We start from the raw sequence: 17290 nt of genomic DNA on the forward strand, positions 1-17290 counted from the left end.
ATAAAGCCCGTTTTCTTTTTAGAAAGCGGGTTTTTGCTTGGATAAATTTATTTTCCTGCCCCAACCAAAAAAGCTTAGGGAAATTCGTTCACCCTAAGCCAATTGTGCGATTCAGCTACACATTGAATCTTATTTTTCCATTCGTAAAATCTTTTCCATTTTCTTACCCTTCGAAAGCTCATCAATCAACTTATCTAAATAGCGGATTTTCTGCATCAACGGTTCTTCAATCTCTTCAACGCGAACACCACACACGACTCCTTTAATTAGACCCACATTCGGATTAAGCATTGGTGCTTCTGTAAAAAATGTTTCAAAATCAGTGTTTCGTTCTATTTGATCTGCGAGACCTGCCTCATCGTATCCCGTCAACCAGAAAACAATCTGATCAACTTCTTCTTTCGTACGCTCTTTTCGTTCCGCTTTTTGAATGTAGAGCGGATATACGCTTGCAAAGCTCATCGTATAAATGCGCGGTTTTGTCATCATTATCCCCACTTTATTGGTTTGTTTTCTTGCTACAATTATCCCATTTCCTCTGTTGATCTGTCTATTATAAAAGCCTAAAATACGAATGGGATTGTGAAAAGCCATCAAGTCCGTTATACTCGAAAAGAGAGGTGAAAAAACGTGCCAAAATACGAAGAAATTGCGAATATATTGCGAGAACGCATTCAAGATCGAACCTACCTGCCTGATCAGCTTTTGCCGAATCAAACGGATTTGGTGGAAGAATTCAACGCCAGCCGTACCACAATCAAAAAAGCCATCAACATTTTAACTATGGAAGGCTTGGTTTTTTCTCAGCGCGGCGCAGGAACTAAAGTCCTGAATCACCCCTTTCTCGATCGAAACATGTCGTTTTTATCTGATTATCGCGGGTTAACGCATGATTTTGAAAACTCCGGACATAAGCTCGTAAGTGAAGCTTTAGCTTTCGAAGTTGAGTTTCCCGATGAAAAAATTCAAGAGCGTTTAATGCTCGCGCCAAGTCAGCCTGTCTACAAAATTATTCGGCTGAGAAGACTCGATAATAAGCCGTTTATTCTAGAACATACGTATATGCCGGTCGATCTAGTTCCCGGTCTTACAGAATATCATATCGAGCATTCCATTTATCAACATGTGAAGCAAGAACTTGGCCTCAAGTTTGCAGGAGCTTATCGGACGATTTCCGCAGATCGCAGTTCAGAGTTTGATCAAAAGCACCTCGAATGTAGCGAAAATGATCCAGTACTTGAAATTAAACAAATTGTTTACTTGAAAGATGGTCGTCCTGTTGAGTATTCACGAAGCCGTAACCGTTTTGATGTGCGCTCTTATTCTTATTTGGACATTCAAGCCTAATCTTAAGGCCTGTGTTTCGCGTTTATTGAAAAAAGGAGTTAAAGTTTTTCAAAACTTTAACTCCTTTTTTAAAAGCCTTCTTCTTCAAGAAAACGGTAAATATTTTGAACAAGTTCATCGGCGCTATCGCCGCGAATCACTTCCCCATCAACAAGTGCAAACAAATTTCGGGCACATAAGTCACAGTAAGTAAGGCAATCGTATTCGATCACATCAAGGTTTGGATCACTATCCAGCTGATCAAAGGCTTTTTGTGCGCCGCTCGCCAAATTGTTGACGCAAAATTCCACAATCGGATTCATGCTTTACTTCCTTTCTCACAATCGGAAGCCTTTCACACTTCGCAAAAAATTTACATGGTCGCCACGTAACCGCGGTCGGTCATGACTTGATAGATATCTTTCAAACGCGGATTACCTTCCGCTATAATTTCATTGTCAATCGCTACGACGGGATACATATAATCTTCGTCAACGATTTTTCTGGCAAGATCGCGCACTTCCGGTTCCACTTGCTCTGGATCAAAAATGTCGACATATTCCACTTCAAACGGCTGGTCTGCAAACTTTCTTCCAACGGCTGCCCGAAGCCATTCTTCGGTTTCCTTGGATGACGGAGCGCCAACACAGCTTGCACAGATGACCGTTGAACCATACACATAAAGCTTAGCTTGACTTTTCATCTCTTCTCACCTCAAATTCATTGTACACAAATAAATTTGGAAAATCGAATGTTTGGTTTGTGCAAATGCAAACTTAGAAGCTTCTTTCAAAAAAATGCCTTGTGCTTTTCAGTCTTGTATTCTCTTGGTATAATGATTGTATATTATGTTAAAGGAGTCTGTTCACATATGGAAGAAATTAGTTTTGACTCAGTGGATAACGCTCTGAAGAAGTTTAGGCCGTATCTGCTGCGCGACGGCGGCGATTATGAACTTGTCGATGTGACAAACGACGGCACTGTAAAAATCCGGTTGCTCGGGGCGTGCACGACTTGCCCAAGTTCGGATATGACTTTAAAAATGGGCATTGAACTTACTTTAGCTGAAAAAATATTTGGTTTTAAAGAAGTCGTTCAAGTATATTAAACGAGATGAAAAACACGGCGGAGCACTTATTCGTCGTGTTCTTTTTTTCGATGGAAAACGACGGACCGGAAATACTAGGAGGTTTATCATGGTTGAAAAACAAAGTGTATTAGAAAAAAAAAGCACGGGCTTGGCTCGGTGAACGAGGCGTCTCGATTAACGATATCGCGGAACTTGTACTATTCTTGCAGAAGAAATATCATCCGCAGCTTGAACTTTCGATTTGCCGTGAAAATGTTGAACATGTTCTGCGGAAACGGGAAGTACAAAATGCGATTTTGACAGGCATTCAACTCGATGTGATGGCAGAACAAGGTAAACTTGAACAGCCGCTGCAAAATATTATTTTTGAAGATGAAGGGCTTTATGGTGTGGATGAAGTGTTAGCTCTTTCGATCGTTAATGTTTACGGCTCAATTGGTTTCACCAATTATGGGTATATTGATAAAGTCAAACCAGGGATTCTTGCCAAGCTGAATGAGCATGACGGTAAAAGTGTCCACACATTTTTGGATGATATCGTTGGAGCGATCGCGGCTGCAGCCGCGAGTCGGCTTGCGCACAGTTATCATGATGATATCGTTCAATAAACTTTAACCAGAATTACACGAAATAAAGAGGGAAGCTTAACGTGAAGATTACGGTATGTTACATCTCTGATATTGACGTAAAGAAAAGTGTACATGCAATTGGCAAAAATGAACATACGCTTGTATTCAGAGTCGGACATGTTGGTTTGATAGGCATCGTTGCTGCTACAGTGTTGTCATACTAATGCTTACGGTTTTCCTCAAAAGCACAAAATTGCGTACTGTGACTTGACACGGCTGATTCAGACAAAAACATGTACAAACGGTAAAAAAAGCGGATGGAAATGGGAGGTACCTACATTGTGATTCCTGTTGATCCAGACACACTTGAAAACATGAGTGAAGTAATTTTGCTTTGACGACTCCATGCCCGCCAAAATCCGTGTATTTTTTATCAACACAGATGGATATTACAAGCCGTTACTCGCGCTTTATGATGCAGGGATCAAGAAAGAATTTTTCTCGACAGCGGCACGTGATCATTTTTACTCAGTATTTTTTAGAAATAACGACTTTTATCCATGATTTCAAAACGAAAAGAATAAATGTAACATCGAGTCTGATAAACTTTATATATATATATTAATAAAAGGAGTTGTCACTTTTTATCGCGACACTCCTTTTATTTAATCCATTCTTCTACCTACTCAAATCTAGAATTACTTCAAAAGGGTCTATATTTGCTAAAAGATTACCTTTACTCTTTTTACTTCTCGATAACGATTGTCCACGGCTACAAGTTCCACTTTATCTCCACTTCTAATCAAACGTCCAGCACTTGGGAACTTAAAGATCCCTTTGTTCACTATCTCTGCCTGTGTTACAACCTTTCCGTTTACCCATAGGCGTATATATGCAATATCAATTCCAAATCTCCCTGTCAGTGCCGCTTGCCCAGCTCTATAGGTATCGGACATCAGTGTATAATCTTTAGGCATGCCAACCGAAACGGCTATTCGATTCACTTCTTTATAACGGTCATCTACGGCTACAAGTTCAACCTTATCTCCGTTATTAATCAAACTTTTAGCAGTAGGAAAAATAAATTCTCCCGTCGTACGAACTTCACCTTGTGTAACCGGCACGCCATTTACCCATAGACGAACAAATCTAATATCATTTCCAAATTGCCCCGACAAAGTTGCCTGTCCAAGCTCATAAGTATTAACGGTAAGACTATAATCTTTCGGTATTGAAACTGAAATCATAATTCGATTTACCTCGGCATAACGTGCATCCACAGCAACAAGCTCAACTTTATCTCCACGCTTAATCAAATTTTGAGCTGTGGGGAAAACAAATTTACCTTGATCACTTATTTCGCCTTGCATAACCGGCTGTCCATTCACCCAAAGTCTAACTCGATAGACATCTTTTCCGTAAGTTCCTGTAAGTCTTTTTTCTCCCAATTCATAGTTTTCAGCTGTCAATGAATAATCATTTGGGAAAGTTGGTTTTAAGTTGAGTCGATTTACTACACGATATGACGAGTCTACAGCAAGTATCTCTACAGTATCTCCTTTTTGAATTAATCGGTTTGCATTAATAAAAGTAAATTGTCCATCTTCGTCCTTTTGTGCCTGCTGAACTACTTGATTATTTACCCACAGACGAATTTTATAGACATCTTTCCCAGAAAGCCCGCTTAGGCTTGTCTGTCCCCCTACATAGCTATCAAGATTAAGACTATAATCTTTTAATAAAATTCGACTTTGATTGGCTCTTCGATAGCTTGAATCTACAGCGATAACTTCCACTGTATCACCGTAATGAATCAGCTGATCCACTTTAGAAAAAACAAAAGTTTTATTGGTGTCGTATTTTTGCGCTTGCTGTACAATTTCACCATTAACTACTAGTCGTACTTGAAAAACATCTTTACCATAACTTCCAATAATTTGAGATTCACCAATTCTATATTCTTTGATAGATAACAGACTATAGTCTAGTATACTGACCATTGTTCGACTTCTTTCTGTTTCTTCATCATCAAAAGCTAGTAACTCTACTTTATCATTTAGAGATATCAGTTTATCTGCATTAGGGAAGCTAAAATTGTTCTCAGCATTTAAAGTGGCTCTTCCTATCATTTTATCATTAACCCAGACCTGAATATTACTAACATCTTTTCCATAAGTACCCGATAAAATGGATTCTCCTGCAGCATATTTATTCGATTTTAACTGATAGTTAAGCATTTCAACAGATTTTCTAACAATTTCACCCCGTTTATTTTTTGCAACAATTTCGATGTTATCAGTTGCTTTTATTTTTTCTGGGTCAACTATTGGAATGATAAAATCTTTGTCTGTACTTACCCTGCCTGCACCCATAGACCTGCCATTGACAAAGAAATTAACAATTGAAAGCTCTGTTCCAAGTTGTCCCGTTATAGTCGTATCTCCTAAAGCAAATGCGTCAATAATTACTCGATAGTCTTTCGCACTAACCGATTTTTTATTCACCACTTGATTTTGCTTCGTATCAGTGCCAACTACCTCCACTTTAGTCCCATTTCTAATCCCTTCAATGCCCTCAAGAGAAAATGAATATTGGTTTTTATCACTGAGCTTAGTCATGATTTCTTTTACTAATTTCCCATCTACCCATAACCCTAATTTATTAATATTCGAGCCAAAAGTTCCTGATATGTTTAAAGTATCTTTAAAATCTGCTTCATCAATAGACAAAAAATAGTTTCGCACATAAAAAGTAGTTGGAGCGCTTTCATTACCGTCATTATCCTTTGCAACAACTGACACTTTTGCATTTTCAGGGAATTTTGATGCATCTATTTCAAAGATCCCACTACCAGATGACGTTCTAGCTATAATTGGTTCCAAAAGACCCTCAACTGTAACTACCAAAGTATTTTTCGGCTCAGCTTTCCCTAGAATATATGGTGAATCAGTTATCATTGTTGTATTCTCATCAATATATGGCTTTTTCAATTTAACTGTTTGTTCTACTTTCCAGTTATCTGATGCATATTGCTTGTTTTTTTCCGCCATAACATAAATATATTCTGAACCTATTAAATTATCGACAGGTATACTATAGCTACCATCTTCTCGCGCAACACTTTCATGATATTCGTAATGGTCTGCTTCATAAACATAAAGTCTGACCAAAGCCCCGGGTACTACCGTCCCTGTTACTACTTTATCAGTATCAGTAATCGGATTAACTTTCAAATCAAAGTCGATAGCTGCTTGGTTGGAAATACGACGTTTGTTTATACTCTTAAAACTTGTATTAACATCCATACTATTGGTGTCAGCAGATTCAAACGCAATTTGCCCTGCAATATTTTCCCACATATAATCATGGGACTTAGAGTTATTGTACATTTCCCATACGTACAAATCTTGTCCCCTCCAAATAACTTGAGAAGGTCTAGTCATAAGGTAACTTTTAACAGGCATACCCATAACTTGATCATTCCAGTCGCCTAATGTATTTTCTAAATTCACGTATCTAACCTTTCCAATGTCCAAAGTCCCTCCTTGAAAAACGTCTCGTTCACATGCTTTTACATCAAAAACTGTATCTTCGCCTAAGGTAACGTAATTAGTATTAAGATAGGAGCTGCCAATCTCATATCCACTGCCCTTTTCATCTGCTCCCCGCTTCATTCGCAGTTCGGCCTTCTCTTCCAATACAATTGAATCGACAGCGTTACTTCCATAATAACTATCTACTACTGTCATCCTAGCATTCTTTTTCATTAACAATTCTTTACCAGTAATACCCCTATAACGTGTGTCTATAAGAATATCCGTATCTTCATTTACGGTCATTGAACCGAAAGATATAGCACTTTGTGAGTATGAATAAAAAACCACTTTCGCTTTTTTTTTCGATGTTAAGATGTCCAGCATACATATGTGGGAAAATATCAAGATAATCCATACCATTATTAGTAGGAAAATAAGGCATATGAAAAACACTTTCTCCAGAAATATTAATATATCTTGCGCTAAATGAATCAATCGCCTTACAATAGACATTATTCAGATTAATTGTAACATTTTTGCCCTCACTGATTATTCCATATCTAGAAACTCTCGTAAACTCTCCCTCATAAAAGCTATATGGCTCCCTTTCAATTCTAATATTATTGAAATTAATTGTATTCTCATCCAATGCTTTACCATCAAATGAGTCATTATACATATATAGGGTATATCCATTTCCATTTATGGTTAGAGAGCGTGATAGCTTTACTTCATTTTTGGCATCCAAGTTGATCGGAAAATGAACATCGCTACCCAAGTTTACTTCTTTCACATTTGCATCTTCAACCGCTAACTTAAAATCTTGATATGTATCTACCGTAACTATCGATCCTGTTATTACCCTTGACTTTTGAGCTCCATCAATAGTACTGGCCTTACTTTGCTGCAAACTTGGAACCAAACTCAGCAATAATGTAAGCATGATAACTATCACAATAGCTTTGCGTTTCTTTCTATAGAAATTTAAATTCCCTTTTTTTAAACACATTCACTACCTCCTTTAAAATAATAATCATTCTATATTATATCATGTCCTCACTTGATATTTGTGTACAATTTTTTAATTTTATTTTACTTTCCTAAAGGCATTTTTTCTTATGATTTATAAAAAAGTGTAGATGTTGCATGTTCAAAAAAAGCGCCTCACTTTTAAAGTTGAGACGGACTTTACTATATATTTAGATAAACTACGCCATTTTTGATCAAGGACTTCCTCTTTTTACTCTCTCTTATCTCTTACTTTTCCCGCCACATTTTTCTTCACTTCCACTTGTCGCACCGAGTTCTTATTCATCGAAAGCACTTTAAACGTCCAACCTTTTTCAAACACCGTGTCCCCGCTTTCGAGTTTAAAATCCTGCAGCAGCATCCATCCGGAAAGTGTATGCACGCCGCTTGATTCAAGATCAAATCCAAGTGCTTCCTCTACACTCACGAGTGGTTCGCTTCCCGAAATCACAAAATGATGGTTCGCGATTTTGCGTATTCCTTTTGGCCCATTCACCTCTTCCAGATCGCCGACAATAATTTCCATAATATCTTCAATCGTTGTCACCCCAGAAGTTCCGCCGTATTCATCCGTCAAAATCACAAATGACTCGCCTTTCTGCTGCATTTTAACAAGCAGTTCTTCTAAAACCGTGCCTTCAAACATCGCCATTCCCGGCCGCACAAACGGCTTGATCGACTGGTTTACAATCGTCTGATCTTTCCCAAGTCCAGCCATAACTGCACTTACTTGTAAAATACCGATGATTTTATCCTTATCATGATCTGTCGTTACGGGGAAAATATGATACGTGTGCTCAGAAGTAAGCTTCAGCAAATCAAGCTCCGTCGCTGTTTCGTCGATGGCAACCACAGAAGTACGCGGAATCATCACTTCTTGAGCAGGTACATCGCCAAGTTTAAAAATATTCTTCATGTATTTAAATTCTTGCGGATTAAGAAGACCCTGCTTGTAACTATCTTCAAAAATAATTTTCAGCTCTGTTGGTGTCATCCGATCAGGATCGGCATCATTTTTCGCTCCAAAGAGCCGTGTAATCAAATTGGCCGAATGGTTCAGCACCCAGTTAAGCGGGAATGTTAGACGATACCAATATACAAGCGGTCTTGCAATAAAAAGTGCTACCTTCTCCGTACTTTGAATCGTTAACGTTTTTGGCGCTAATTCGCCAAGCACCACATTTAGAAAGGTGATTAAAATGAAGGAGACGAAGATGGAAATTGGGCCTTCAATTGATGCAGGAAGCGGCAAAAGAGCAAATAGCGGTTCAAGCCAACCTCGCATTGTTTCTTCGCCGACCCACCCCATTGCAAGAGCCGCAAGCGTGTTGCCAAGCTGACAAGCAGCCAAATAATCATTCATATTGGACGTAACTTTTTGAACGTAAAGTGCTCGCTTATTGCCCGATGCGACAAGGCTTGCCACGGTCGGCTTGCGGATTGCTACAATTGCAAACTCGGATGCTACGAAAAAAGCCGTGCCGAGGATTAAAACCACGACAAACAAATTACTTAACCATTCCATCTGCTTCGCTCCTCTCTATATTTGAAAAGAAAGAAAACGCCTTAAAAAAGCGTTTCTTAAAATTCCCAATCGGTCAGTTTGTCGATTACGAACGTAGGCTGGACTTTCTTTTCAGCCAAGGCTGTTCGATTTGTAAAGCCAGTTAGGACGAGCAAAGTATCCATTCCGGAATTTATCCCTGCCAAAATATCGGTATCATAATTATCGCCAACCATAATCGCCTCATCTTTTGAAACGCCTAACCGCGCCAATGCTTGATCCATGATGATCCGCTCGGGTTTCCCGACAACAAGCGGTTTTGTTTCGCTCGCTACCGCAACAAGTGCCGTGATTGAGCCATTTCCAGGGAGAAGCCCGCGCTCAGTCGGAATTGCTGCATCGGCATTCGTTGAAATAAAAGTGGCACCATTTCGAATCGCAAGTACCGCTTCCGCCGCTTTTTCATACGTAAGCGAAGTATCCATCCCAACAACTACATACGCCGGATTTTCGCGTTCTTCTGTAAATCCACTTTCTTTCAGCGCGTCTTTCAATCCTGTTTCGCCAATCGCATAGACGGTTTTGGGTTTGCCTTCTGAAAGCATATATGCCGCCGTCGCCATCGAAGAAGTGAAAATATCTTCCGGGCGAGCCGCTATCCCCATTCCGTTAAGTCGTTCCGCAACTTGGATGCTCGTTTTGGTTGAGTTATTAGTGACAAAAAGGTGGGGAATTCCTTGGTCAATTAATTGCTGAATAAATGGAATCGCCTCAGGAATAACTTGTTCACCGTGATACATCGTTCCATCTAGGTCAATCAGGTAAGCTTGATATTTTTTCAAAATTTTATTCGCCTTTCTCTGCCTTTTTCATAGGCTTTTTCATTTTTTTAAGGACAAAATACGAGCAGCCGAAATTGCAATACTCATAAAGATACTCATTTAGTGTACTGATTTTATTGTCATATGTTGCCTTTTTGTTGCCATCCTCAAAGAAACCTTTAAGACGCAACTGATCGTAGCCATAATCACCGACAATGTAATCATAACGCAACAGGATATCACTGAAACGTTCATTCAATTTTTCTTCATCAAAACAGTCTCGATGGTCTTTTACCAGTTCATAATCCTGATTTTGGATCGTAATCATTCTTTTTCCTCCCCATATAGTTGTTTCAATTTCCAAGCGAAAATATCGCGTAAAAGTTCCGGCGTATAGACTTCTTTTTTCCGTGCTTGTTTAATAATTGGGAAAAACGGCGCAAACACAAGTGTATCGTGCGTCACAATCCGGTATTTCTTTAAGCTCGAAATCGGTTCCCCGTCAAAGAGCGGCAATCCACGAATCGGATCGAAACTCGCGCGCTTCATCAAAACCGTGCCAAAAAATTCGCCGCGGAAGCCAAAACCGCGCAGTGGAATTTTTTCGAGTTCCTCTTGTTTACGGATAATTTCGTGGATCAAAATTTCAAGCTCGCTTCCAGACAACGTGACCGCTATCAAATTGAGTGGGTGCGGCAAAAGCTGGTGAATATCAAACGCCGTCACCGGACCTGGCCCAATATCTGTCATATAAATGCCTGCATTCGTTAAGAAACTGTCTGCATCTGCCCATTCCACCGCGCTTCGTGCATAATATCTGCAATCGCCGAATCATCAAACCAGTTGTGCGAGAGTTTGGCTGGGAGTGTTACTATCGTATTTGAAAGTTCTTTTTTTCCTTTTTCAAAAAACGCCGAAATTTGTTCTGCTTCATCTGCCGGAGCCGCTAAACTGTCTGTTTTATAGACACGCGCCGACTTACTGCTGAATTTTCCCTCATCGTTCCACGCAATTTCAACGCGGCCGACATATTCGCCCCATCTACCACAAGCAGCAAGCAGTGTCGATCCGATTTTTTTACCTTCTTCAAGCAAGTGGTGTGTGTGCCCGCCCAGAATAACATCAATTTCCGGAAGCTGTATCGCAATCTCCTCATCAAGCGGAAGTCCAAGGTGGGATAACAAAATGACAAGGTCGGTATCCGGATCAAGCTTAGCTAGCTCACGCCGCAGCGCTTTGATCGGTTCTTCAATTCCCCAGCCGAGCGACTCGTAGTAGTCGCTGAACGCAGCCGTGGCACCGAGCACTGCAACTTTTGCATCACCTACCCGTTTATAAACAACCGGAAGCGCCCACTCTGCCCGCTTGGTTCGCTCAACGTCCGCATAAAAGTTCGCACAGACAACCGGAAAATCGGCTGCTCCGTAAAGCTCATTTAGTTGCTCGTGCGATAGCGTTGTTCCTTCATTATTTCCAAAAGTTACCGCATCATATGGTAGCTCGTTTAAAAGTTCAACATTGGCCTTTCCAGCTGTTCCTTCCGTAAATGGATGGACACGATCAAGAAAATCACCGATATCAAAAAACAACACATTCTCTGCCTTTTCACGGGCGGCACGTTTTTCAGCTTTAAGAAAAGATGAAATTCGCGGCCAGTGCTCTAAATGGCTGTGAACATCATTTGTATGCCAAATGGTTAATCGTTTCATGCAAGCATCCCCTAAAAGCAATTTACTTCCTCTATTGTAGCCTAAAAATCCAATTTTGACACGTGACAAATCTAGAGTTTTACTTTTCAACTATTTGATTTTGGCGTATGATGGAAAGATGAAAAAGATAGAGAAAAAGGAAGTGAACATTTTTGGATATCGCACAAACGCTTGAAATTCTCCTCATTGCTGTATTTGCCGGAATTATCGGTTCAATTCTTGGCCTTGGAGGAGGCATCATTGTAACACCTGCATTGACACTTGTTTTCGGCATTGACATCCAATACGCAATCGGCGCAAGCATCATTTCTGTAATCGCAACGAGTAGCGGTTCTGCGATTGCCTATATTCGCGACCGAATTACAAACCTTCGCGTCGGCATGTTTCTTGAAATCGCAACGACACTTGGAGCCATTACCGGCGCTTTTATCGGCGGACTTCTATCCGCGACAGCGCTCTACATCATATTTGGGCTGCTCTTACTATATTCCGCAATTAATATGATTAAAAAGGCGAGCACCGAGATTCCTGTTAACGTAAAGCCTGATCCGCTCGCCACCAAATTAAACTTGCATGACAGCTATTATGACAAAGCACTTCGCCGCGAAGTAGACTATCAAGTGGCAAATGTCCCAGCCGGCTTCGGCGTAATGTACGGCGCGGGCGTTGCAAGCGGACTTCTCGGCATTGGGAGCGGCGCCTTCAAAGTTATGGCACTCGATGTCTTCATGAAAATGCCGCTCAAAGTATCCAGTGCAACGAGCAATCTGATGATGGGCGTAACCGCAGCCGCAAGCGCAACCGTATATCTCTTCAAAGGCGACATTGATCCGACCATCGCAGCTCCTGTTGCAATCGGCGTTTTAATCGGCGCCACCCTAGGAACAAAAATCATGCAACGCTTAAAGAGTCGTGTTATCCGGCTTATCTTCATTCCGGTACTGCTTTATGTCGCTCTCCAAATGATACTGCAAGGATTGGGGTGGATTTAGATGTCAGAAAACAAAACCAAAAACGAAGAAATGTATCACGTTGAGGCAATCGTCGGCGGTCTCCTCCGCATCGGCGTCTTCATCAGTGCCGCAATCATCATTATCGGTCTTGCACTCTATGTTATCACTGGTGAAAGCGGCTATCCCGGCACCACCTACCCAACCACATTTGGCACAATTTTCTCGGGACTAGTTTCCCTCAAACCATTCGCCATCATGATGTTCGGTCTGCTTTGCCTAATTTTGACACCGGTCTTTCGGGTGGTCGTATCCCTGTTCACCTTTCTGAAAGAAAAAGACTACCTTTACGTTGGGATCACTGGAATCGTACTCGTTATCCTAGTCATTAGTTTTTTGATTGGGAAAGGGTGAGGTGAGTATTTATCATTTTAGTTACTTAGTCCATATCTGATGAGTTCCCTCATTTTGATAATACTAGATATTTTATGGAGAAACTGTTGACTTTCAGCAGAATCTTTACAGAGCTATGTGACGGACGTCCGTTTGACACTCGAAAAAAGCATTTTATTCTCTATAACAGGATTGGATGAAATCAATCTCTTGAGGATGAACACCTTGTGAGATTTGAACACTGAAACTATTTTTTGCTACATCAAAAAGAGCATTTTCCAGTAAAAAAAGGAAATGCTTTTTTTAGTGTTCAGATTTCACACCATGAAATGTTCAGTTGCAGAATGCTATTTGGGCTAAAAGTCGAATTTTTCTGCTCAAGGTGAATTTTTCAATGAAATTATACTACTAAGATAATCGAATGGGAGAAAATAACCTCATCTTAATAAATAGTATACATTGGTTGATATAATTTACGTCCTACCGCGTTTGTCCACATGAATGAATGCGTAAACGATGATGACAACCTAACAATTGATACCCCGCTTAGAGCAAAGATAGCGTTGAAATCATAGATACTTTTGATAAATTATGTATTGATTATCTAAACAATACAAATTCAATGCCCATAATTCTTCAGATATTTAACCGAAAAAAGCAAAGTCAACTGATACATCTAAAAAACATTCAATTGTAGATATATTTACTAACCTGAACACTTATGATGACAAAATCGTGAACTAGAATCACAAGAGTCACTCCCTGCAATCATAAAAAATCATTTTATTCGTTTTGTTTGCAGTAAATTTTTGTATTGTTTTAAGTCATACTCCCATGCCCCTATGTAAAACACAATCTATCAAAAATAACTAAGAATAAATCACGTTGACAAAGTACACTGGATGTACTAATATAACTTTTATAAAGTACATTAAGTATACTTAATTGACAGGAGTGACCCGTATGGATGATTTCATAAAAGCCTCTGAACAAATCTCTCTATTTTGTAGGATGAACAATCAAATAAAACCAAATTTACCTATTCGTGCCAGCGAGATGGGAATGTTGATCTATCTCGTAAAGACAGATGAAGAAAAAACCCCTTTAGGTGTAGCAAATTTTTTTTCGTTTCACAAAATCGATGGCAACCAACATGGTGACCTCCTTATCTTCAAAAGGATTTCTCCAAAAAAAGCAGTCTGATAAAGATAAGCGCAGTTTTATACTTATTCCGACAGATAAAGCCATACAACTTGTTGAAGAAACCTATCAAGATTATTTCACAATGATTTCAACATTGCATAAAAAAATGGGCGAGAAAAATTTTTCTGAACTTGTAAGATTACTGGAAGACGCAAATCATATTCTATTGGAGGAAAAAAGGAATGGGTAGAATTTTAGTAACAGGTGCATCTGGAAATGTTGGTAAATATGTGACACATTATGCTATTGCAAATAAACAAGAAGTAACAGTAGCCGGAACATCGGTGGAAAAGCTATCTACTCTATTTGGCGATACAGCAAGAATCGTTCGTTTTGATTTTGCTGATCCAGCCACATTTTCACAAGCTTTAGAAGACGTCGATCGAATATTTATTATGCGTCCACCTCATTTAGGCAAACTTGAAGATTTAAAACCATTTATTGATGCTGTTGATCCGAAAAAAATAAAACTCGTTAGTTTTCTTTCTTTAATTGGTATTGAACACAATCCAATCCCTCCACACTATAAAATCGAAAAGTACATTGAGCAAGCCAACTTACCCTATTGCCACATTCGACCTAGTTTCTTTATGCAAAATATAAGTGGTATCCATGCTTTTGAAATTAAGCACTTTAACCGGATTGTTGTTCCAGTTAAAAAAGCATTAACCAGCTTTATAGATACGGAAGACATTGGTGAATTTACTGCAAAAGTATTAAGTGAGCCTGAAAAGCACCAAAATAGCGCGTATTCAATTACAGGACCGGAAGCCATCGACTATTGGCGAGTTGCAGAAATTCTTTCCAAACAGCTAAATCGAGAGATTGTCTATACTAACCCTAAACCTGCTTTTACAAAAAAATATTGGATCAAAGTAAGGGGGCTAGAAAAAAAGTATAGTACTATTATGAGTATGTTGTATTTGATGACGCGCTTAGGAACTGCTAAAAGAGTGACTTCTGTTTTCAAACAGGTTATGGGGAAAGAACCTCAGACTTTCGAGCAATTTGCAGAGAAGAATAACATGTATTGGAAGCAGTAAAAAATGAAAAATATGATGTAGGTTTTACTCTTAATATCAATGATAAAAACGATGTGTCTAACTATTTCTTTGATGATGAACTTGCCAAGGAAATGGGGAATTTTGATAAGGAACAATCTGCTCCGCTTTCAAGTAAAAAAGCGTCTTACAGCAGCCAAAATAAACTATCTACTCCTGAAGAAAGACGAGCTTATTTTAAGAATTCGAAAGGCCTAAATTTAAGCGGTTTATAGCTATAAAAAGAGCATGCTACGGCGAACCGCATGCTCTTTTTATGATTATCAGTCTGCTGAAGCATTCTACTCTGTGCTAGTCACACAACGCTACCTCTCTTTTCTTTCGCTCATCCTTTATTTTTTCAACCTTATCTAAGTACCGATAGATAGTTGTCCGCGATACATTCCATCGTTCCGCAATACTTTTAATCGGTGTTCCATTTTCCACAAGTTTACGTAACGGCTTGTGATCCTCTTCTGATAATTTTTCTGGACGTCCTCCATTTCTTCCTCTTGCACGTGCTGCCACTCGTCCAGCTGCTGAACGTTCTAAGATTAAATTTCGTTCAAACTCTGCAAAGGCTACAAACAAGTGGAAAATCAGTTGACTAGTTGATCTCGATTTGTCCATCGTAATGTTCTCTTGTAAACTGTGAAAAATAACACCATTCTCGTTCAGTTGATTGACAATCCGGATTAAATCCTCCATATTTCTTCCCAGACGATCTAAACGCCAAACAACCAACGTATCTCCTGATCGGCAATATTGAATCGCTTCTTCCAATCCAGGATCTTTACTTTTTGCCTCACTGATATAATCCGTAAAAATTTTTTCACACCCATCTTTTTCTAAGCTATCCATTTGTAAGTCTAAATTTTGTAAACCTGTCGAAACTCGCGCATAGTAAATTTTTATTTTTCGTAACTTTCAAAACACATTCTATCTTATTTTCGTTTTATTGTGCCATAACTTAAATGAACTAGATATACTGGTCATAGATTATTTTATGGGTTTATGAACAGGATAACGATCATTTTTAGATGAAAATTCATGAAAAATAACCCTGTCCAGAAAATGGTCATTTTCTGGACAGGGAAAAACGAATCATTCTTAAGTATTTTTTCATTGTATTACTAGTTTATTTTAAAGTTCAGACGATAAACTAGTTTAATCAAATGAAAGAAAATCATTTTTACTCTTTTTTAAACAGTATGCTTTCCTACCTTTTTCCAAACTAGTTTTTTGGTGTTCATTTTTCAATCAGAAATCTTATTCTCCTTTTATCTTATTCAATTGATTCACTAAAATTGCCTAAAAACACCCAAAAAAATCAAGCTACCAATTAATTAGCATACTCCCAACCAACTTCCATTTGACATATCACACATTTTCAAGTTGTTGTTCCTATTTCATCACCTTTTATATATCTTTCGAAATTAGGAATTGATTCCCAACTATTTCTATAGCCCATTTCTTCCGGTATTGTTTTAATTCTCTCAATAAATTCAATTTCTGATACACCAAAGATTGGCAACATATCTTCTAGTACTTTTCTAGATTTCAAAGCACTAATAATACTTATCCGCTCGTTAATTCTATGCAAATATATATATGTTAATGGAAACCAAATACTATATGAATTAGAATTTCCAATAGGATTTATATTACTTACAAAATAGAGCAACATATCTGTTTCTATCATGTTTTTAAATTCCTTTTCTGTGGATCGCTCTTTCATAAAATCTGCAGTTAAAGAAACACGTTTACTTTCTTTTGAAAGTTTCCCTTCAAATATGATTCTAGTTGGATGTCGAAAAATGTAAAACGACACATTCTTATGTCGTCGCTTATCAAAATATAAGTGATTTATTAGTGAAGAAACTATATCCAACCTTTTATACTTAATAAAAATTGAGTTTGCAACAAGGAATAACTCTGTAAGCAGAAATTTAATTGCCTCTGAGCTCAATTCATTTCCCTTTTCTTCAAGATAATAGATTTGATTATTAAAGTCCTCAAAAAAGTCAACAATAAAAATATTATTCATCTTATTATCCTGAACAAATGCATTAATTACTGTTGAAAAAGATTTTCGAAAAGGAAGAGACTCATGTATCATC

General features: G+C 38.6%; 18 protein-coding genes and 2 pseudogenes. 9 read left to right on the forward strand and 11 right to left on the reverse strand.

Features of this window, described 5'->3' with window-relative positions; translation table 11 throughout:
• Positions 1-129: 129 nt before the first annotated feature.
• Entirely contained in the window at positions 130-486 is a 357-nt protein-coding gene (locus tag MFLO_RS06025; RefSeq protein ID WP_036097037.1) for a DUF2200 domain-containing protein, read from the reverse strand.
• A 144-nt stretch (positions 487-630) separates the two neighbouring features.
• Between MFLO_RS06025 and MFLO_RS06030 the strand changes: the two genes are divergently transcribed.
• Positions 631-1347 (forward strand): GntR family transcriptional regulator, encoded by a 717-nt coding sequence (locus MFLO_RS06030; RefSeq protein ID WP_036097039.1) that lies wholly within the window; start codon positions 631-633, stop codon positions 1345-1347.
• Between the two features lie 68 nt (positions 1348-1415).
• On the opposite strand, the gene MFLO_RS06035 is transcribed toward MFLO_RS06030, so the two are convergent.
• Both MFLO_RS06035 and MFLO_RS06040 read right to left on the reverse strand, forming a co-directional pair.
• The gene (locus MFLO_RS06035; RefSeq protein ID WP_036097040.1) at positions 1416-1649 is read right to left on the reverse strand and encodes a YuzB family protein; all 234 of its coding nucleotides are present in this window, start codon (positions 1647-1649) and stop codon (positions 1416-1418) included.
• A gap of 50 nt (positions 1650-1699) precedes the next feature.
• A complete protein-coding gene (locus tag MFLO_RS06040; RefSeq protein WP_036097042.1) occupies positions 1700-2029 on the reverse strand; it encodes a YuzD family protein in 330 nt (109 codons plus the stop codon).
• Positions 2030-2197: 168 nt separating this feature from the next.
• Here MFLO_RS06040 and MFLO_RS06045 point away from each other — a divergent pair, with 168 nt between their 5' ends.
• The gene (locus MFLO_RS06045) at positions 2198-2434 is read left to right on the forward strand and encodes a NifU family protein (RefSeq protein ID WP_036097043.1); all 237 of its coding nucleotides are present in this window, start codon (positions 2198-2200) and stop codon (positions 2432-2434) included.
• A gap of 88 nt (positions 2435-2522) precedes the next feature.
• A pseudogene (locus MFLO_RS06050) lies at positions 2523-3024 on the forward strand (phosphatidylglycerophosphatase A family protein).
• 683 nt (positions 3025-3707) lie between these two features.
• On the opposite strand, the gene MFLO_RS06055 reads toward MFLO_RS06050, so the two are convergent.
• The 6 genes and pseudogenes from MFLO_RS06055 to MFLO_RS06080 form a co-directional block, all read right to left on the reverse strand.
• The gene (locus tag MFLO_RS06055; protein ID WP_149022982.1) at positions 3708-6734 is read right to left on the reverse strand and encodes an immunoglobulin-like domain-containing protein; all 3027 of its coding nucleotides are present in this window, start codon (positions 6732-6734) and stop codon (positions 3708-3710) included.
• Positions 6735-6810: 76 nt separating this feature from the next.
• Positions 6811-7530, reverse strand: coding sequence for a pectate lyase-like adhesive domain-containing protein (locus MFLO_RS06060; protein WP_036097047.1), 720 nt, complete (start codon positions 7528-7530; stop codon positions 6811-6813).
• Positions 7531-7761: 231 nt separating this feature from the next.
• Complete coding sequence (locus tag MFLO_RS06065; RefSeq protein ID WP_036097049.1) at positions 7762-9075, reverse strand: hemolysin family protein; 1314 nt, start codon at positions 9073-9075, stop codon at positions 7762-7764.
• Positions 9076-9131: 56 nt separating this feature from the next.
• Entirely contained in the window at positions 9132-9896 is a 765-nt protein-coding gene (locus MFLO_RS06070) for a TIGR01457 family HAD-type hydrolase (RefSeq protein ID WP_036097051.1), read from the reverse strand.
• 4 nt (positions 9897-9900) lie between these two features.
• Positions 9901-10203, reverse strand: a complete 303-nt coding sequence (locus MFLO_RS06075; protein WP_036097053.1) for a YutD family protein — start codon at positions 10201-10203, stop codon at positions 9901-9903.
• Positions 10200-11584 (reverse strand): annotated as a pseudogene (locus MFLO_RS06080) (bifunctional metallophosphatase/5'-nucleotidase). The gene MFLO_RS06075 and the pseudogene MFLO_RS06080 overlap by 4 nt, the downstream one beginning before the upstream one ends.
• 152 nt (positions 11585-11736) lie before the next feature.
• Between MFLO_RS06080 and MFLO_RS06085 the strand changes: the two are divergent.
• The 6 genes from MFLO_RS06085 (at position 11737) to MFLO_RS06105 (ending at position 15406) form a co-directional block, all read left to right on the forward strand.
• Entirely contained in the window at positions 11737-12576 is an 840-nt protein-coding gene (locus MFLO_RS06085) for a sulfite exporter TauE/SafE family protein (protein ID WP_036097054.1), read from the forward strand.
• Positions 12577-12948, forward strand: coding sequence for a DUF1634 domain-containing protein (locus tag MFLO_RS06090; protein ID WP_036097056.1), 372 nt, complete (start codon positions 12577-12579; stop codon positions 12946-12948). It begins immediately after the preceding gene.
• 942 nt (positions 12949-13890) lie between these two features.
• Positions 13891-14130 (forward strand): hypothetical protein, encoded by a 240-nt coding sequence (locus tag MFLO_RS16330; protein WP_241433560.1) that lies wholly within the window; start codon positions 13891-13893, stop codon positions 14128-14130.
• On the forward strand, positions 14081-14320 hold the full coding sequence (locus MFLO_RS17190) for a hypothetical protein (RefSeq protein WP_420912517.1): 240 nt from the start codon (positions 14081-14083) through the stop codon (positions 14318-14320). Before MFLO_RS16330 ends, MFLO_RS17190 begins: the two co-directional genes overlap by 50 nt.
• Complete coding sequence (locus tag MFLO_RS06100) at positions 14313-15173, forward strand: NmrA family NAD(P)-binding protein (protein ID WP_036097058.1); 861 nt, start codon at positions 14313-14315, stop codon at positions 15171-15173. The genes MFLO_RS17190 and MFLO_RS06100 overlap by 8 nt, the downstream gene beginning before the upstream one ends.
• Positions 15161-15406: a hypothetical protein gene (locus tag MFLO_RS06105; protein WP_036097060.1), complete on the forward strand. Its 246-nt coding sequence runs from the start codon at positions 15161-15163 to the stop codon at positions 15404-15406. Before MFLO_RS06100 ends, MFLO_RS06105 begins: the two co-directional genes overlap by 13 nt.
• A gap of 76 nt (positions 15407-15482) precedes the next feature.
• On the opposite strand, the gene MFLO_RS06110 is transcribed toward MFLO_RS06105, so the two are convergent.
• Both MFLO_RS06110 and MFLO_RS15960 read right to left on the reverse strand, forming a co-directional pair.
• Positions 15483-16085 carry a recombinase family protein gene (locus MFLO_RS06110; protein ID WP_036097062.1) on the reverse strand — a complete coding sequence of 201 codons (603 nt, stop codon included), beginning with the start codon at positions 16083-16085 and terminating at the stop codon, positions 15483-15485.
• A gap of 475 nt (positions 16086-16560) precedes the next feature.
• Positions 16561-17289, reverse strand: coding sequence for a hypothetical protein (locus tag MFLO_RS15960; RefSeq protein ID WP_036097063.1), 729 nt, complete (start codon positions 17287-17289; stop codon positions 16561-16563).
• Position 17290 lies beyond the last annotated feature (1 nt).

This window comes from Listeria floridensis FSL S10-1187 (genome assembly GCF_000525875.1).
In the GTDB taxonomy this organism is placed as follows: Bacteria; Bacillota; Bacilli; order Lactobacillales; family Listeriaceae; genus Listeria; species Listeria floridensis.

Coding starts and splice junctions, on each gene's coding strand:
- MFLO_RS06035 (WP_036097040.1), bottom strand. CDS start 1,649: ATGAATCCGATTGTGGAATTTTGCGTCAACAATTTGGCGAGCGGCGCA.
- MFLO_RS06025 (WP_036097037.1), bottom strand. CDS start 486: ATGACAAAACCGCGCATTTATACGATGAGCTTTGCAAGCGTATATCCG.
- MFLO_RS17190 (WP_420912517.1), top strand. CDS start 14,081: ATGGTGACCTCCTTATCTTCAAAAGGATTTCTCCAAAAAAAGCAGTCT.
- MFLO_RS06090 (WP_036097056.1), top strand. CDS start 12,577: ATGTCAGAAAACAAAACCAAAAACGAAGAAATGTATCACGTTGAGGCA.
- MFLO_RS06060 (WP_036097047.1), bottom strand. CDS start 7,530: ATGTGTTTAAAAAAAGGGAATTTAAATTTCTATAGAAAGAAACGCAAA.
- MFLO_RS16330 (WP_241433560.1), top strand. CDS start 13,891: ATGGATGATTTCATAAAAGCCTCTGAACAAATCTCTCTATTTTGTAGG.
- MFLO_RS06100 (WP_036097058.1), top strand. CDS start 14,313: ATGGGTAGAATTTTAGTAACAGGTGCATCTGGAAATGTTGGTAAATAT.
- MFLO_RS06065 (WP_036097049.1), bottom strand. CDS start 9,075: ATGGAATGGTTAAGTAATTTGTTTGTCGTGGTTTTAATCCTCGGCACG.
- MFLO_RS06045 (WP_036097043.1), top strand. CDS start 2,198: ATGGAAGAAATTAGTTTTGACTCAGTGGATAACGCTCTGAAGAAGTTT.
- MFLO_RS06040 (WP_036097042.1), bottom strand. CDS start 2,029: ATGAAAAGTCAAGCTAAGCTTTATGTGTATGGTTCAACGGTCATCTGT.
- MFLO_RS06075 (WP_036097053.1), bottom strand. CDS start 10,203: ATGATTACGATCCAAAATCAGGATTATGAACTGGTAAAAGACCATCGA.
- MFLO_RS06055 (WP_149022982.1), bottom strand. CDS start 6,734: ATGACAGTAGTAGATAGTTATTATGGAAGTAACGCTGTCGATTCAATT.
- MFLO_RS15960 (WP_036097063.1), bottom strand. CDS start 17,289: ATGATACATGAGTCTCTTCCTTTTCGAAAATCTTTTTCAACAGTAATT.